16 protein-coding genes are annotated in these 14,845 nt (G+C 59.4%); 9 read left to right on the top strand and 7 right to left on the bottom strand.

What is annotated here, in order from left to right; genetic code table 11:
• Nucleotide 1: 1 nt before the first annotated feature.
• From narH to ACCC96_RS11925, 8 genes are all read left to right on the top strand, one after another.
• The gene (narH, locus tag ACCC96_RS11960) at nucleotides 2-1,540 is read left to right on the top strand and encodes a nitrate reductase subunit beta (RefSeq protein ID WP_019649058.1); all 1,539 of its coding nucleotides are present in this window, start codon (nucleotides 2-4) and stop codon (nucleotides 1,538-1,540) included.
• A 2-nt stretch (nucleotides 1,541-1,542) separates the two neighbouring features.
• Nucleotides 1,543-2,298: a nitrate reductase molybdenum cofactor assembly chaperone gene (gene narJ, locus ACCC96_RS11955; protein WP_019649057.1), complete on the top strand. Its 756-nt coding sequence runs from the start codon at nucleotides 1,543-1,545 to the stop codon at nucleotides 2,296-2,298.
• On the top strand, nucleotides 2,291-2,971 hold the full coding sequence (narI, locus tag ACCC96_RS11950; RefSeq protein ID WP_413695907.1) for a respiratory nitrate reductase subunit gamma: 681 nt from the start codon (nucleotides 2,291-2,293) through the stop codon (nucleotides 2,969-2,971). Before narJ ends, narI begins: the two co-directional genes overlap by 8 nt.
• Before the next feature lie 10 nt (nucleotides 2,972-2,981).
• Nucleotides 2,982-3,938 (top strand): peptidylprolyl isomerase, encoded by a 957-nt coding sequence (locus tag ACCC96_RS11945; protein WP_413695906.1) that lies wholly within the window; start codon nucleotides 2,982-2,984, stop codon nucleotides 3,936-3,938.
• Between the two features lie 25 nt (nucleotides 3,939-3,963).
• A complete protein-coding gene (gene moaA / locus ACCC96_RS11940) occupies nucleotides 3,964-4,956 on the top strand; it encodes a GTP 3',8-cyclase MoaA (RefSeq protein WP_413695905.1) in 993 nt (330 codons plus the stop codon).
• A 310-nt stretch (nucleotides 4,957-5,266) separates the two neighbouring features.
• The gene (locus ACCC96_RS11935) at nucleotides 5,267-7,282 is read left to right on the top strand and encodes a ribonucleoside triphosphate reductase (protein ID WP_413695904.1); all 2,016 of its coding nucleotides are present in this window, start codon (nucleotides 5,267-5,269) and stop codon (nucleotides 7,280-7,282) included.
• A 32-nt stretch (nucleotides 7,283-7,314) separates the two neighbouring features.
• Nucleotides 7,315-7,482, top strand: coding sequence for an anaerobic ribonucleoside-triphosphate reductase (gene nrdD, locus ACCC96_RS11930; protein WP_019649052.1), 168 nt, complete (start codon nucleotides 7,315-7,317; stop codon nucleotides 7,480-7,482).
• A complete protein-coding gene (locus ACCC96_RS11925) occupies nucleotides 7,479-8,174 on the top strand; it encodes an anaerobic ribonucleoside-triphosphate reductase activating protein (RefSeq protein WP_258673713.1) in 696 nt (231 codons plus the stop codon). Before nrdD ends, ACCC96_RS11925 begins: the two co-directional genes overlap by 4 nt.
• Nucleotides 8,175-8,190: 16 nt before the next feature.
• Here ACCC96_RS11925 and ACCC96_RS11920 read toward each other — a convergent pair whose 3' ends face one another.
• From ACCC96_RS11920 to ACCC96_RS11905, 4 genes are read right to left on the bottom strand one after another with little or no spacing between them, the layout of a single operon-like run.
• A complete protein-coding gene (locus tag ACCC96_RS11920; RefSeq protein WP_413695903.1) occupies nucleotides 8,191-9,570 on the bottom strand; it encodes a 4Fe-4S binding protein in 1,380 nt (459 codons plus the stop codon).
• Nucleotides 9,558-10,412 carry an FTR1 family iron permease gene (locus tag ACCC96_RS11915; protein WP_413695902.1) on the bottom strand — a complete coding sequence of 285 codons (855 nt, stop codon included), beginning with the start codon at nucleotides 10,410-10,412 and terminating at the stop codon, nucleotides 9,558-9,560. The genes ACCC96_RS11920 and ACCC96_RS11915 overlap by 13 nt, the downstream gene beginning before the upstream one ends.
• Before the next feature lie 22 nt (nucleotides 10,413-10,434).
• Nucleotides 10,435-10,767, bottom strand: coding sequence for a cupredoxin domain-containing protein (locus tag ACCC96_RS11910; RefSeq protein ID WP_413695901.1), 333 nt, complete (start codon nucleotides 10,765-10,767; stop codon nucleotides 10,435-10,437).
• Nucleotides 10,768-11,292, bottom strand: coding sequence for an iron transporter (locus ACCC96_RS11905; protein ID WP_413695900.1), 525 nt, complete (start codon nucleotides 11,290-11,292; stop codon nucleotides 10,768-10,770). It abuts the gene before it with no gap.
• A 224-nt stretch (nucleotides 11,293-11,516) separates the two neighbouring features.
• Here ACCC96_RS11905 and ACCC96_RS11900 point away from each other — a divergent pair, with 224 nt between their 5' ends.
• Nucleotides 11,517-11,729, top strand: a complete 213-nt coding sequence (locus tag ACCC96_RS11900; RefSeq protein ID WP_018927823.1) for a DUF3079 domain-containing protein — start codon at nucleotides 11,517-11,519, stop codon at nucleotides 11,727-11,729.
• A gap of 71 nt (nucleotides 11,730-11,800) precedes the next feature.
• Here the strand turns inward: ACCC96_RS11900 and antC are convergent, their stop codons facing one another.
• From antC to antA, 3 genes are read right to left on the bottom strand one after another with little or no spacing between them, the layout of a single operon-like run.
• Nucleotides 11,801-12,832: an anthranilate 1,2-dioxygenase electron transfer component AntC gene (gene antC / locus ACCC96_RS11895; protein ID WP_413695899.1), complete on the bottom strand. Its 1,032-nt coding sequence runs from the start codon at nucleotides 12,830-12,832 to the stop codon at nucleotides 11,801-11,803.
• Between the two features lie 18 nt (nucleotides 12,833-12,850).
• Nucleotides 12,851-13,339, bottom strand: a complete 489-nt coding sequence (gene antB, locus ACCC96_RS11890) for an anthranilate 1,2-dioxygenase small subunit (protein WP_096480379.1) — start codon at nucleotides 13,337-13,339, stop codon at nucleotides 12,851-12,853.
• A gap of 1 nt (nucleotide 13,340) precedes the next feature.
• On the bottom strand, nucleotides 13,341-14,726 hold the full coding sequence (antA, locus tag ACCC96_RS11885) for an anthranilate 1,2-dioxygenase large subunit (RefSeq protein ID WP_413695898.1): 1,386 nt from the start codon (nucleotides 14,724-14,726) through the stop codon (nucleotides 13,341-13,343).
• Between the last annotated feature and the right edge of the window lie 119 nt (nucleotides 14,727-14,845).

Raw genomic sequence — 14,845 nt, 5'->3', positions numbered from 1 at the left:
GATGAAGATTCGCTCACAAATCGGCATGGTCCTGAACCTGGACAAATGCATCGGCTGCCACACTTGCTCGATCACTTGCAAAAACGTCTGGACCAGCCGCGAAGGCATGGAATACGCCTGGTTCAACAACGTTGAAACCAAACCCGGCATCGGCTACCCGAAAGAATGGGAAAACCAGGACAAGTGGAAGGGCGGCTGGATCCGCAATGCCAATGGTTCGATCAATCCGCGCATCGGCGGTAAATTCCGCGTGCTGGCAAACATTTTCGCCAACCCGGACCTGCCGAGCCTGGACGACTACTACGAGCCGTTCGACTTCGATTACCAGCACCTGCACACCGCACCGCTGGGCGAGCATCAACCGGTTGCGCGTCCGCGCTCGCTGATCTCCGGCAAGCGCATGGAGAAAATCGAGTGGGGCCCGAACTGGGAAGAAATCCTCGGCACCGAATTCGCCAAGCGTCGCAAGGACAAGAACTTCGACAAGATCCAGGCGGACATCTACGGCGAGTACGAAAACACTTTCATGATGTACCTGCCGCGCCTGTGCGAGCACTGCCTCAACCCGGCGTGCGCGGCGTCGTGCCCGAGCGGCGCGATCTACAAGCGTGAAGAAGACGGCATTGTGCTGATCGACCAGGAAAAATGCCGTGGCTGGCGGATGTGCATCAGCGGCTGCCCGTACAAGAAAATCTATTTCAACTGGAAAAGCGGCAAGTCCGAGAAGTGCATCTTCTGCTACCCGCGTATCGAAGCCGGGATGCCGACTGTTTGCGCCGAAACCTGTGTCGGGCGTATCCGTTACCTCGGTGTGCTGCTGTATGACGCCGACCGCATCAGCGAAGTGGCGAGCACCGCCAATGAGCAAGACCTGTACGAGAAACAACTGGAGATCTTCCTTGATCCGAATGACCCGGCAGTGATTCGCCAGGCCCTGGCCGATGGCGTACCGCAGTCGGTGATTGATTCCGCCCAGCGTTCGCCGGTCTACAAAATGGCCGTGGACTGGAAACTCGCACTGCCGTTGCACCCGGAATACCGCACCTTGCCAATGGTCTGGTACGTACCGCCACTGTCGCCGATCCAGAACGCGGCCGAGGCGGGCACCGTCGGCATGAACGGGGTGATCCCTGATGTCGACAGCCTGCGCATTCCGTTGCGCTACCTGGCCAACCTGCTGACCGCCGGCGACGAAAAACCGGTCAAGCGTGCGCTTAAACGCTTGCTGGCGATGCGCGCCTACAAACGTTCCGAGCAAGTCGATGGCGTTCAGGACCTGCAAGTGCTCAAGGATGTCGGCTTGAACGTGACACAGGTCGAGGAGATGTATCGCTACCTGGCGATCGCCAACTACGAAGACCGCTTTGTGGTCCCGAGTGCCCACCGTGAAGACGCCATGAGCGACGCCTTTGCCGAACGTTCGGGTTGCGGCTTCAGCTTCGGCAGCGGCTGCAGCGGCAGCTCCGACACCAATATGTTCGGGGCGAAGAAAGCCAACCGCCGCGACGTTTTGAAAACCGTCCAGTTGTGGGAGGACTGAGCATGCAAATTCTCAAAGTGATTTCGCTGCTGCTCGACTACCCGACCCAAACCTTGATTGCCGGGCGCGACGAGCTGGAGCAGGCGATTATCCAGTCACGGGAAATCAGCCCTAAACAGCGCGGTGCGTTGTTCGAATTGCTGGAGCTGATCTGCGCCAATGACCTGATGGACGGGCAGGAGCACTACGGTGCGCTGTTCGGCCGGGGGCGCTCGCTGTCGCTGCTGCTGTTCGAGCATGTCCATGGCGAATCCCGCGACCGTGGCCAGGCCATGGTCGACATGATGGCGCAATACGAAGCCGCCGGTTTTGCCATCGGTGTCAAGGAGCTGCCGGACTATATCCCGCTGTACCTGGAGTTCCTGTCCACCCGCGAAGACCTCGAGGCCCGCGAGGGCCTGGCGGATGTTTCGCACTTGCTGGCCTTGCTCGCGGCGCGTCTGGAGGAACGTGAAAGCGCCTATGCCAGTTGCTTCCGGGCACTGCTGCAGATTGCCGGGGCCGAGCCCCATCAGGCCGTGGCCAATCTGCGTGAGCAGGTCGCCGCCGAGGTGCGCGACGACTCCCTCGAAGCCCTCGACAAGATCTGGGAAGAGGAGGCCGTGGACTTCCTCAAGGCCGAACAACAGGAGCGCTGCGGCTCACTGCCAAGCGCACCGGGCAAGGCCCGGGAAGAAAGCGCGGTGCCGTTGCACTGGGTGGATTTTCAGCATGAAGGGCCGGCCGCCGTGCCGGCCCAGGAGGTGGGTAATGTCTAAATGGAACCTGTTGTTGTTCGGGATCTATCCCTATGTGGCCCTGATGATTTGCCTGATTGGCAGTTGGGCACGTTTTGACCTGTCGCAGTACACCTGGAAGGCTGGCTCCAGCCAGATGCTCAACCAGAGCGGCATGCGCGTGGCGAGCAACTTGTTTCACATCGGTGTGCTGTTCGTGCTGGCCGGGCATTTTGTCGGCCTGCTGACCCCAGCGTCGGTTTATCACCATGTGATCAGCACTGAGAACAAGCAGTTGCTGGCGATGGTGTCCGGTGGGTTCTTCGGCCTGTTGTGCCTGATCGGCCTGCTGATGCTGGTCAAGCGGCGGCTGACCGATCCTCGGGTACGTGCCACTTCCAGCCCTTCGGACATCCTGATTCTGCTGGTGCTGCTGGCGCAGTTGCTGCTGGGCCTGCTGACGATCGTCGCGTCCACCGGCCACATGGAGGGTTCGGTGATGGTGATGCTCGCCAACTGGGCGCAGAACACCGTGCTGTTGCAGCCGATGGAAGCGGCGGCGTCCATTGCACCGGTCGGGCTGATCTACAAGCTGCACGTGTTTCTCGGTCTGACCCTGTTCGTGCTGTTCCCCTTCACCCGTCTCGTGCACATCGTCAGTGCACCGGTCTGGTACCTGGGACGCCGTTATCAAATCGTTCGGCAGAAAATCTGAGGAGACAATCATGTCAGGTGGATGTGGATGTGGTGGTGGTAACGGCGGCAGCGGTGGCTGCGGCTCTTCCAGACAAACAGAGGCTGCGGTGCCGGACGTTGTCGACATCGCGCAGTTCGAAGCACTGCCGGTCGAGCCGGCGGTTGTCGAGGAGGCCCCGGCGCAGTTGATCGCCAGCAGCGAGCAGGAGTGGCCGATCATCAGCGTCAACCAGGTGTCGATCACCCCGGAAGCAATGGCCCAGGAGCTGCAATATCATCCGGCCGAGAGCCGCGAGGAAGTGGTATTCCTGGCGGCCCGGGCGCTGGTGATTCGCGAGTTGTTGCAGCAGCGTATTGCCGAACTCGGCCTGTCGCTGGAGATTGGCCCTGGCGAGAACGCAGAAGAAGCGGCCACGCGCTTGTTGCTTGAGCGCGAGGTAAACGTGCCGCAGTGCGACGAGCAAACCAGTCTGCGCTACTACGAAAACAATCGCGGACGCTTCCACAGCGCACCGTTATTGGCGGTGCGGCACATCCTGCTCGAATGCGCACCGGACGACGCCGAGGCCCGTGCGCTGGCGCATGTCCAGGCCGAAATCCTGTTGCAGCGGCTGGCGGATTTTCCCGGCAGTTTCGCCGAGCTGGCGGTGAAATATTCGGCCTGCCCGTCGAAGGCTCAAGGCGGTTCTCTGGGGCAGATCAGCAAGGGCCAGACCGTGCCCGAACTGGAACGTCAGCTGTTCACTCTGGCGCCGGGCCTGGCCAGCAAACCGCTGGAAAGTCGCTACGGCTGGCATGTGGTCAGTGTCGATCAGCGGATCGAAGGCATGCCGTTGCCCTATGAAGTGGTGTCGACGGCGATCCGCACGCAGTTGCAGCAAGGCGTCTGGCAAAAAGCGCTGGTGCAGTACCTGCAAACCCTGATCGGAGCGGCGGATATTCGTGGCATCCACTTGCAGGGCGCCGACTCACCGCTGGTGCAGTGAGCATCGAGACAAACCGGGAGATGTGATGAACGCTGTGATGCAGGATGGTTTTGGACGGCAGATCGATTATCTGCGGATGTCGGTGACGGACCGTTGTGATTTTCGTTGTGTGTATTGCATGGCGAAAAACATGACCTTCCTGCCGCGTCAGCAGGTCCTGACGCTGGAGGAATTGCAGCGCCTGGCAACGTTGTTCGTCGGGTTGGGCGTCCGCAAAATCCGCCTCACCGGCGGTGAGCCGCTGATTCGTCCGGGCATTGTCGAACTGTGCCGCAACATCGCCGCATTGCCCGGTTTGCGCGAGCTGGTGATGACCAGCAACGGCTCGCAGCTGGGCCGTCTGGCCCGGCCATTGGCGGAGGCTGGGGTCAAGCGGATGAACATCAGCCTCGATAGTCTGGACGGACAGAAGTTTCGTGCGATCACCCGCAACGGCGATCTCGATCAGGTGCTGGGCGGCATTGAAGCGGCACGGGGCGCGGGGTTTGAAAGGATCAAGCTCAACTGTGTGGTCATGAAGGGGCGCAACTTCGATGAAGTCCCGGCGTTGGTGCAGTACGCCATCGATCAGCGCATCGACATCAGTTTTATTGAGGAAATGCCCTTGGGTGATGTCGGGCGTTCCCGGGGCGAATCGTTTTGTTCCAGCGATGAGGTCCGGGCGCTGATCGCCAGTGGTCACCGGTTGCTCGACAGCACTGAAAACAGCGGCGGGCCGGCGCGCTATGTTCGTCTGGAGCGCCATCCCGAGACTCGGATCGGTTTCATTTCACCCAACAGCCATAACTTTTGCGGCACCTGCAACCGGGTGCGGATGACCGTTGAAGGGAAGCTGTTGCTCTGTCTGGGCCAGGACGACGCGCTGGATTTGCGTGGATTGCTGCGGCGTTATCCGCTGGACGACCAGCCGCTGATCAATGCGGTGCAAAAGGCCTTGCGCGGCAAGCCATTGCGCCACGACTTCAATCCCGAAGGGGAGGTGCAGATTGTGCGGTTCATGAACATGAGTGGCGGTTGAGCAGGTCTGTAAAACACAACACTGTGGCGAGGGAGCTTGCTCCCGCTGGGTTGCGAAGCAACCCTAAATGAGGCACCACGATTATTCAGACAAATCGAGCTTGCAGGATTGCGACCGCTTCGCGGCCGAGCGGGAGCAAGCTCCCTCGCCACAGTGTTCACACCGATTTTTCCTTCACCGCCTTCGGGCGGTTTTTTTCACCGGCAAATCTTGATATCGATCAATTGCAGATCAGCACTTTGTCCGTAGTCTTCACTGCATGTTGTGTTTATTTGAATATAAATATCTATATGTAGTATCTGGAGGCCGAATGCAGAGCACACTGATCTCAGTGGGATGTAACCGCTTGCACAAACGCGATGGCAGTCTGGTCGCCTTCGATGCGGACAAGATCCGCCAGGCATTGATCGCCGCCGGCAAGGCGACAGGGGAGTACACCGAGGTTGAGGTTGAGGGGTTGCTTCAGGCAGTGCTGGCCCGGCTGGAAGGGCTGCCAAGACTGCACGTCGAGCAGATCCAGGATCGGGTCGAACGGGTGTTGATGGATGCCGGTTTCTTCTTCGCCATGCGCGCCTACATCGTCTACCGCGAACAGCACGGACGTTTGCGCCGCGACCGCCGGACCATGGTCGAGGTAGCGACCTCGATGAACGAATACCTGGACCGTGAAGACTGGCGGGTCCAGGCCAACGCCAATCAGGGCTACTCCCTGGGCGGGCTGGTGTTGAACGTGTCGGGCAAGGTCACCGCCAACTACTGGCTGGACGAGGTGTACAGCGAGGCCATCGGCCAGGCCCACCGCGAGGCGGATTTGCATGTGCACGACCTCGACATGCTCGCCGGTTACTGTGCCGGTTGGTCGCTGCGCACTCTGTTGCACGAAGGGCTCAACGGTGTGCCGGGGCGTGTCGAAGCGGGTCCGCCAAAGCACTTGAGTAGTGCCCTGGGGCAAATGGTGAATTTCCTCGGCACCCTGCAAAACGAATGGGCCGGCGCCCAGGCGTTCAGCTCGTTCGACACCTACCTGGCGCCTTACGTGCGCAAGGACCAGCTGAGTTATCAGGAGGTGCGCCAGGCGATTCAAGAGTTCATCTACAACCTCAATGTGCCGTCACGCTGGGGCACCCAGACGCCGTTCACCAACCTGACCTTCGACTGGGTTTGCCCGCAGGATTTGCGTGAGCAGATACCCGTCATCGGCGGTGAGGAGATGCCGTTTGCCTATGGTGACCTGCAAGTCGAAATGGACCTGCTCAACCGCGCGTACATCGAGGTGATGCAGGCTGGCGACGCGAAAGGGCGAGTGTTCACCTTTCCGATCCCGACCTACAACATCACCCATGACTTTCCATGGGACAGTGAAAACGCCGACCGTCTGTTCGAGATGACGGCGCGGTACGGTTTGCCGTACTTCCAGAACTTCCTTAACTCGGACATGCAGCCCAATCAGGTGCGTTCGATGTGCTGCCGGTTGCAGCTCGATGTGCGCGAGTTGCTCAAGCGCGGCGGTGGCTTGTTCGGTTCGGCGGAACAGACCGGATCGCTCGGCGTGGTAACCATCAACTGCGCTCGCCTGGGCTATGTGTTCAAGGGCAACACCAGTGGATTGTTGCGACGCCTGGACACGTTGATGGAGCTGGCGATGGAGAGCCTGGAGGTCAAGCGCAAGGTCATTGCGCACCACATGGATGCCGGTTTGTACCCTTACACCAAGCGCTACCTGGGCACCTTGCGTAACCATTTTTCCACCATCGGCCTCAACGGCCTGCATGAAATGCTGCGCAATTTCACTGGCGACGAGGAGGGCATGCACACCGAACATGGCCGGCAGTTTGCCCTGAATCTGCTGGACCATGTGCGCGCTACATTGCTGCGCTTCCAGGAAGAAACCGGTCATCTCTACAACCTGGAAGCGACACCGGCGGAGGGCACCACCTACCGCTTCGCCAAGGAAGATCTCAAGCGTTATCCGGACATTCTCCAGGCCGGCAGCCCGCAGGCACCGTATTACACCAACTCCTCGCAACTGCCCGTGGGCTACACCGAAGACCCCTTCGAGGCACTGGAACTTCAAGACGAACTGCAATGCAAATACACCGGCGGCACGGTCTTGCACCTGTACATGGCCGAGCGGATTTCCTCGACCCAGGCCTGCAAGCAACTGGTGCGCAAGGCCCTTGGACGTTTCCGCCTGCCGTACCTGACCGTGACCCCGACGTTCTCCATCTGCCCGGTGCACGGCTACCTCGATGGCGAGCATGAGTTCTGCCCCAAATGCGACGAAGTTCTGCTGCTGCAAGAGCAGAAAGCCGGCGCTGTTCATTGATCTCGATCCACTCAACTGCAAGGAGCTTCACCATGACTGCATCGCAACTACTGCCCCAGGCTCAACGTCAACGCTGCGAAATCTGGACCCGGGTGATGGGCTATCACCGTCCTGTATCGGCGTTCAATCCGGGTAAACAGTCGGAGCACCGCGAGCGGGTGCACTTCACTGAAAGCGCGGCACTGGCCGGGCGCCAATGAGTCGAATGCTTCGGGTTGGGGGCATGGTGCCCCTGACCACTATCGACTATCCGGGACAGCTCGCCTGCGTGCTGTTTTGCCAGGGTTGCGCCTGGCGTTGTCGTTACTGTCATAACCCGCAGCTGATTCCGCCTCGCGGCAGTGAGGAAGTGGATTGGCGGCGGGTGTTGGCGTTTCTGCAACGTCGTCAGGACCTGCTCGATGCCGTGGTGTTCAGCGGCGGTGAGCCCACCTTGCAAGACGGCTTGCTCGGCGCCATGGATGAAGTGCGGGACATGGGCTTTCGCATCGGCTTGCACAGCGCTGGTATAAAGCCAGCCGCCTTCGCCAAGGCATTGACTGGCGCGGATTGGGTCGGTTTCGACGTCAAGGCGTTGCCCGAGGATTGCCTGGCCATCACCCGGGTCGAGGGCAGCGGAACGGCTAACTGGCGCAGCCTTGAGCATCTGCTGGCCAGTGGTGTGGACTACGAATGTCGCACCACCGTGCATTGGCATCTGTTCGAGCCGGCGCGTCTGCTGATCCTGGCAAAACGCTTGAGCGCGCTCGGCGTCAAACGCTTCGCCGTGCAACTGGTCCGTACCGAGCGGATGTTCGATCCGCTATTGCCGAGCATTTCGGCGCAAGCCTTGTCGCCAGAGTTGTGGGAGGCCATGCGCGAGTTGTTCCCAGCCTTCGTGCTGCGGGGGTAACGGGGGCTGGGGAAACTCAAGCCCAGCCCCAGAACTGCAACCACCAGCCAAACCCGATCAGGCCATTGGCGAGGAACAGGCAAACGCCACCCGACACGCGCCGAGCCAGGGGAATACCTTCGTGTTTCAGCCGTTTCCAACCCAGTAGCAGGCTCCACCCGATGGCGGCCAATAGCAGGCAGGCCCTGGCGGGTTGTACCCACTCCAGCAGCAGACCTTCATAACGCAGTAATTTGACGGTGGTGGCCGACAGCCCGAGAAACAGTCCGGCGCCACCCACAGGCGTGAGTGTCAGCGCCAGAGGCCAATACAGGGCGCGATCTCGCGCCAGTCGAGCCGTCAGTCGCAGGAGCAGCATCAACGCTGTGCCGAGCATGATCGAACTCAAACTCAAGTAAGCGACAATGCTGAAGCCGTCGAGCCAACTGAAGCTGTCGTTGAGTTGCGGGTAATGGGTGAGCAACCACCAGGGGGCGTTGTCCTGCAATGCCCAGAGCTGGTCGTGTTCGACCAGCCACTGGGCCAGGGTTTGTTTGAGGGCGATAAACCATGGGCTGACCGTCCACTGAAACGCGCCCATGGCCAAGCCGATCACGCCGAACAGCAGCAAGCGTGTATCCCAAGGAGACAGCGTCTGCGCGGTTGCGTGAAGAATCTCCTGATTGCTGGAGCGGGCGATCAGCTGCACGGCGCCGCGTTGCCCGCTGCAGCGTCCGCAGGCGTGGCAATCGCTGGCGCCTTGCAGGCGGCGAATATCGAGCAGGGGAGCGCAGTTGGGGGGTGGCAGGCGGGGTGCGGCATTCTCTATCCAGCGTTGCTCATCGACCTGAAAGTGCACGGGGGCCAGCCTTGCGAGCAGGGCGAAAACCCCGCTGACCGGGCACAGGTAACGGCACCAGACCCGCTTGCCCCGGGCAAACAACAACCCGATGATGACCGCTGCGACGGTCGAGCCACCCAGAATCAACAGTGCGGCCTGGGCGTAGTCATAGACGCTGATCAATTGGCCGTAGAGGGTCGTCAGGCAGAACGCCAATGTGGGCCAGCCGCCCCAACGCAACCAACGCGGCACACCCAGGCCTTTCCCGTAATGGCTGGCCCATTCGCTGAGCGAACCTTCCGGGCACAGAACGCCACACCAGAGTCGACCGAAGAGCACCATCGACAGCAACACGAACGGCCACCAGATCCCCCAGAATAAAAACTGCGCGAGCAAGGTCAGGTTGTCGAGTATCCGTGCCTGGCTGTCCGGCAGCGGCAACAGCGCCGGGGTCACCAACAGCACTGCGTAAAACAGTACGACAGCCCACTGCAGCACTCGGATGACGGACGCATGGCGACGCATCCCGTCACCCAGGCGCTGGAGCCATCGATTGCGCCGGCTCAGGTCAGGCATGGGACTTTCTCCGCAGTCCGTTGGCGTAGCCAGGCGCTGACGGCCAGCCAGTAACCGACCCATACCAGTAAGGTCATGCCGCTGGGCGTTGCGCGATAACCGACAAAACCGGCCAAAAAGCCACCCAATCCATGGCTGTCGCTCAGCCACGCGCTGCTGTCCCAAAGCGCTTCGCCTACGAGGCTGTAAACCACGTCCGGCACATCCAGGGCGAGCAGTTGGCCACCGATTCGCTCGGTGCCGCTGACCAGCAACCCTGCGCCGAGCATGAGCAAGATGACTTCGCTGATGGCAAAGAATCGTTGCCATGAAATGAAGCGGCGACTGCTGTGCAGCAGCGTAATGGTCAGCGCGGACAGCACCAGCCCCAACACGCCGCCGACGGCAAACAAACCGAGCTGCGGACCTCGCAACCGGGCGCCGGCGCCATAGAGAAATACCACCGTTTCGCTGCCTTCGCGGCTGATCGCGAGCATGGCCAGCAGTAATAGACCTGCACCTCCCTGGCGGGCCAGGTGGCTATCGGCGTGCCGTCGCAAATCGTGGTTGAGGGTGCGCCCGTGACGGTGCATCCAGCCGACCATTTGCACCATTAACAGGCTGGCAAACAGTGCGAGTGCGGCCTGGAACCATTCACTGGCCGACCCGCTCATGGCCTCACCGGCAAACAGAATCAACACCGCCAGCAGGCCCGAGAGCATTAACCCCAGCACCACACCCGCCCACAGGTATTTGACCAAGCGATGACGTTGGTCTTGTTGGCTGGCCCAGGCCTGGAGAATGCCGATCACCAGCAACGCCTCGACGCTTTCGCGCCAGACGATGAACATTGATTGATTCATGGAAGCTCCGTGCGCTAACAGGTTATTTCGCGAGGATGCCGCCCTCGGGCAATTGCGGATTGAACTCGTCGAAAAAGGGATAGTGGCCGGGCCTGAGCGGGTGAATGACGACGAAGGTTGTCACACCCGGCGACAGCACCTTTTCAACCCGCAACGGCGTGCTCTCGAACTCGGCCGGCCCCTGACCGCTATTTTTCAGGACGATCTTGAAGCGCTGTCCGGCCGGGACTTCAAGCAAGGCAGGGGAGAAGTGGCCATCGCGCAGGGTCAGCTCAAAGCTCGGCAACTCGGCATGCGCCGTCAACGGCGCAACTGCTCCGGCCACGATCAGCCAGGCAAGATGCAGGCGCTTCATTCAATAGCCGCCTTTTTTACCGATGCCGGCGTAGATGAACTCGTAGTGCAGTTCGCAGCGTTCGAACCAGGGCGCTACACCGGTTTCCTTATCGGTATGACGCCCGAGGGAGCCGTGACCGGTGGGTGGTAGCACGGTGAACGTCAGCCGATATTTGCCCGGCCCCAGCAGCTTCACATTGTCGCCATAGTGCGGGCCGTCATTGGCGACCATGGCATGGAAGTCGCCCTTGATTTCGTCCGGGTTACCCGCTCTGTTCAAGTTGAACGAGACATTGAGGTAAGGCACGAAACTGCCTTCCTGAAAGCCCTGTCGATTGTCCGCGGTGGCCCGAATGTCGGCTTCCAGGTGAATATCAGAATCGACAGTAGCCCGCATCATGCCAGCCGGGGCCATCTCGATCGGTTGCAGATACACCGCCCCGACTTCCAGTCCCTGACACAGCTGTGGTTCCCCGATCGGGTATTCCTTTGCGTGAGCCAGCGGTACGAGCAAGAGCAGGGCGAGTGAGAGGTGGGTACGCATAATGTCTTCCTGGGCACTGACGAGTAGGAACCCGAGTCTAGGAAGCTTTGCTGCGAACAATAATGATTGTTATCAAGTTTTGATCAATTAAACCGTTAGAAGCTTAGCTCCAGGATCGCGATAGGGAGGGCAGTCGCTCGATGTCGATTCTTGATATCCATCAAGGATGGTTTTGCACAAAGGCTGTAGGTTGGAAGGACATCTCTCAATGATCGGAGATCGAAATGGCCAAGAACTTCCCCGTCAACCCCAAGCACCCCGAACGGATCTGTTGGGGATGCGACCGGTATTGTCCGGCCAAGTCCCTGGCATGCGGCAATGGCTCCGACCGTACGATGCATCCGGCCGAGATGTTCGGAGAGGATTGGTATTTGTCTGGCGACTGGGGAATCGAGCCCCTCATCGTCACAGACAAGACAGCGGATGATGGCGTCTAGTGCACGCCAATCCTCGCAGATTAAAAAATCAGGGAAATATCTGGATGCCTCTCCGGATATTTCCCTGTTGCTCAATGTTTGGAATTGCTATCGATAAACTTCTCGTAATACATCTGGAACTGCTCGATCTTCTGATCGTTGAACCAGGTTTTAATCGCGTCGACCATGGGCGGAGGACCGCACAGATAGATGTCGAATGGGTTGGCTTCGAACGACTGACGGTCGAAGTGATCAGGAATCCACCCGGTTTTACCTTGCCAATCCACGGAGGGTTTCGAAACCACAAGGTGATAGTCGAAGTCGGCGATGCGGTCGCGATAATCAGCCAGGCGTTGGGTTTCGCACAGGTCATTGTCCTGCGTGACGCCATAGAACAGCTGGATCGGGTGCCCGCAGCCACCTTTTTCTGCAATGTTATCAAGCATCCCGAGGAAGGCCGACAGGCCGGTGCCTCCAGCCACCAGTACGAGAGGCTTGGTCACCTGACGTAGATAAAAGCTCCCCAATGGGGCCTCGAGCTCGAGTGTTTGACCGGGGCGGCAATGCTCACGGATGAAGTTGCTCATCACGCCATCAGGCAGGAGCCTGATGAGAAACTGCAATTGGTTGGTGGGATTGGGGCGGTTGGCGAATGAGTAGGAGCGCCACTCACTGGTGCCCGGTACATGCAGTCGAGCGTATTGCCCCGGAAGAAAGTCCAGTTGCTGCTGGTGGTAACTAGCGTCCAGATGGAGGATCGCCGTGGTGGCCGACACCTGTTCTACACCGGTGATCACCGTTTGCAGTAACCGGGTTGCGCCAGCGTTGCAAAGGCTCGAATCGAAGTCGAAATAGAACGACGCATCCGATTGCACGCGGGTCTGGCAAGAGAGCATTTTGCGTTGCGCCAGATCCTGTTCGGAAAGGGCCTCTTCATCGACGTAGTCTTGAGTGAATTGGCCTGATTCGCAGCGACCCTGGCAAGTGCCACAGACACCTTCGCGACAGTCCAGCGGGATGTTCACGCCATTGCGTAGCGCGGCGTCGAGCAGCAGTTCGTTGGGTTTGACCTCGAAGAACGAGGTCTTGCCATCTGCGAAGCTGAAAGCGACTTTATGGTTCATGACAGCGTGCCCCACAGTTCACAGGTGATAGAAATCAAGCACTGAGTTGATCGTGTCGTTGAGCAGCACGATGTGCTTGCGGGTGATCTTCCAGCTGTCGGCGACCGCTTTGAGGTGGTAGGTCACATGGCCGTAGAACTGCTCGGACAGCCCTTGCCGGGTGTAGAGCGTGACCCAGGCGGCCTTGACTTCAAGCAAGCCGTTATCGATCTCCTTGATTCGCACATTGCTGATTTGATGCAAGGTGCGCGGCATCGGGTTTGAAGCCGCCGACTTGCCTGTGCGCAGACGAAATACCCGGTCTTCCAGACCGGAGCGGTTCGAGTAGTAAATCAGCGACATGCCGCGCTTGGGATCGGTGGTGTACACATGCTCCGACTCCCATTGCGGCAGGTGGAATTCGCTCTGTTCATCAAACAGGGCGATGTAGGCGTCCCAATCCTGCTGATCACACAGCTCGGCTTTGCGGTAGAGGAATTGTTCGACGGAATGTTGTAGTGCGCTCATTTCACACCTCCTTCAACTTCAGGGCTTTTTGTGCAAGACCTTGCAGAAGGAAGCGCTGCCAGGATCCGTGCTGATTGATGTAGAGCCCCTCATGCGTGAACTCGGTGCCGGTCAGTACCGGGTTGATGCCCAGAACCTCGCTGTTCGGGGTGGGGCCTTCGACCCATTTTTCACTGCCGCGGGATACTTCGTTCCAGCGCTCGAGGCGGGCCTGGAATCCGCGTTGGGCTTCGCGAAACTCCACCAGGTCGTCGGGAGTGCCCATGCCTGAAACGTTGAAGAAGTCCTCGAACTGGCGGATCCGGTTTTCCAGATCCGCGTCGGACTCACCCTTGACGCCGATGCACTGGCTGGTGATCTCGGTCTTGTTCCAGGCCACCGGGCGCACGATACGCAGCTGCGAGCTGATCTGATCCATGAAGAACAGGCTTGGGTAGATGTTGAGATTGCGTAGACGATGCATCATCCACTCGGCTTGTTGCTGGCCGTATTCCTTCACCAGACGCGGCATGACGCTGGCATACCCGGCGCGTACAGTCGGGTTGGGCATGTCGCTGAACAAGAGGCTGTGGCCATTCTTGAACGAGAACCAGCCGTCGTCGGTTTCGGCATCGCCGGCGCCCAACTTGCTGTAGTCCAGTGTGTCGGAACCACCGCCCTTGGCCGCATTGACTTGCTGGCGATGCTGCACCGTGGAGACGTAGTTGTAGTGCACGGTGCTGACGTGATAACCATCCAGGCCGTTTTCGTGCTGCAGTTTCCAGTTGCCGTCATAGCTGTAGGTCGACTTGCCGGGCAGTACTTCCAGCTCGCCGGTCGGAGACTGCGCGACCATCATGTCGAAGAACACTTTGGCATCGCCGAGGTAGTCCTCCAACGAGTCGCTGCCATTGACGTCCAGGCTGATAAAGACGAAGCCCTTGTAGCTCTCGATCCGGGCCTTCTTCAGGCCGCGGGTTGCTTTGTCGAAACCTTCCGGGTATTCCCCCGGAGCCTTGACCTTGACCAGGCGGCCATCACTTTTGTAACACCAGGCGTGGAACGGACAGGTGAAGGTAGATTGGTTACCTTTGCTGACGCGAGTCAGGGTCGCGCCCCGGTGCTGGCAAGCGTTGATCAGCGCGTGGAGCTGATTGCTTCCATCGCGGGTGATGATCATCGGCTGACGACCTGCGCGCATCGTCAGGAAATCATTGGGATTGGCGATTTCGCTCTCGTGGCAGGCGTAGATCCAGTTCTTCTCGAAGATCAGTTCCATCTCCAGGTCGAACAGTTCCGGCTTTGTGAACATGTCACGGGCGACGCGGTAAATACCTTCGGCCGGCCGAAAATCCAGGCAACCCTGAATGTAATCTTGCCACTGCGCAATGCTTCTAGTGCTGTTCATCAGGTACACCCTTTTTGTAGTTTTAGGCACGACCTGATTGAAAGCCTTTCTGTGCGGTGCATCTATCCGGATTCGAGGCGATATCTATCCGTTTCTGAGGGGGCGGGGGGCGTTTTTAG

Source organism: Pseudomonas sp. Pseusp11 (assembly GCF_047304405.1).
Lineage (GTDB): Bacteria > Pseudomonadota > Gammaproteobacteria > Pseudomonadales > Pseudomonadaceae > Aquipseudomonas.
The sequence above is the reverse complement of the archived record's forward strand: the minus strand, read 5'-3'. Positions and strand labels throughout refer to the sequence as shown.

What these genes read in the sequence shown, in the direction of transcription:
- narH (WP_019649058.1), top strand. Translation starts at nt 2, where the DNA reads ATGAAGATTCGCTCACAAATCGGCATGGTCCTGAACCTGGACAAATGC.
- narJ (WP_019649057.1), top strand. Translation starts at nt 1,543, where the DNA reads ATGCAAATTCTCAAAGTGATTTCGCTGCTGCTCGACTACCCGACCCAA.
- narI (WP_413695907.1), top strand. Translation starts at nt 2,291, where the DNA reads ATGTCTAAATGGAACCTGTTGTTGTTCGGGATCTATCCCTATGTGGCC.
- ACCC96_RS11945 (WP_413695906.1), top strand. Translation starts at nt 2,982, where the DNA reads ATGTCAGGTGGATGTGGATGTGGTGGTGGTAACGGCGGCAGCGGTGGC.
- moaA (WP_413695905.1), top strand. Translation starts at nt 3,964, where the DNA reads ATGAACGCTGTGATGCAGGATGGTTTTGGACGGCAGATCGATTATCTG.
- ACCC96_RS11935 (WP_413695904.1), top strand. Translation starts at nt 5,267, where the DNA reads ATGCAGAGCACACTGATCTCAGTGGGATGTAACCGCTTGCACAAACGC.
- nrdD (WP_019649052.1), top strand. Translation starts at nt 7,315, where the DNA reads ATGACTGCATCGCAACTACTGCCCCAGGCTCAACGTCAACGCTGCGAA.
- ACCC96_RS11925 (WP_258673713.1), top strand. Translation starts at nt 7,479, where the DNA reads ATGAGTCGAATGCTTCGGGTTGGGGGCATGGTGCCCCTGACCACTATC.
- ACCC96_RS11920 (WP_413695903.1), bottom strand. Translation starts at nt 9,570, where the DNA reads ATGCCTGACCTGAGCCGGCGCAATCGATGGCTCCAGCGCCTGGGTGAC.
- ACCC96_RS11915 (WP_413695902.1), bottom strand. Translation starts at nt 10,412, where the DNA reads ATGAATCAATCAATGTTCATCGTCTGGCGCGAAAGCGTCGAGGCGTTG.
- ACCC96_RS11910 (WP_413695901.1), bottom strand. Translation starts at nt 10,767, where the DNA reads ATGAAGCGCCTGCATCTTGCCTGGCTGATCGTGGCCGGAGCAGTTGCG.
- ACCC96_RS11905 (WP_413695900.1), bottom strand. Translation starts at nt 11,292, where the DNA reads ATGCGTACCCACCTCTCACTCGCCCTGCTCTTGCTCGTACCGCTGGCT.
- ACCC96_RS11900 (WP_018927823.1), top strand. Translation starts at nt 11,517, where the DNA reads ATGGCCAAGAACTTCCCCGTCAACCCCAAGCACCCCGAACGGATCTGT.
- antC (WP_413695899.1), bottom strand. Translation starts at nt 12,832, where the DNA reads ATGAACCATAAAGTCGCTTTCAGCTTCGCAGATGGCAAGACCTCGTTC.
- antB (WP_096480379.1), bottom strand. Translation starts at nt 13,339, where the DNA reads ATGAGCGCACTACAACATTCCGTCGAACAATTCCTCTACCGCAAAGCC.
- antA (WP_413695898.1), bottom strand. Translation starts at nt 14,726, where the DNA reads ATGAACAGCACTAGAAGCATTGCGCAGTGGCAAGATTACATTCAGGGT.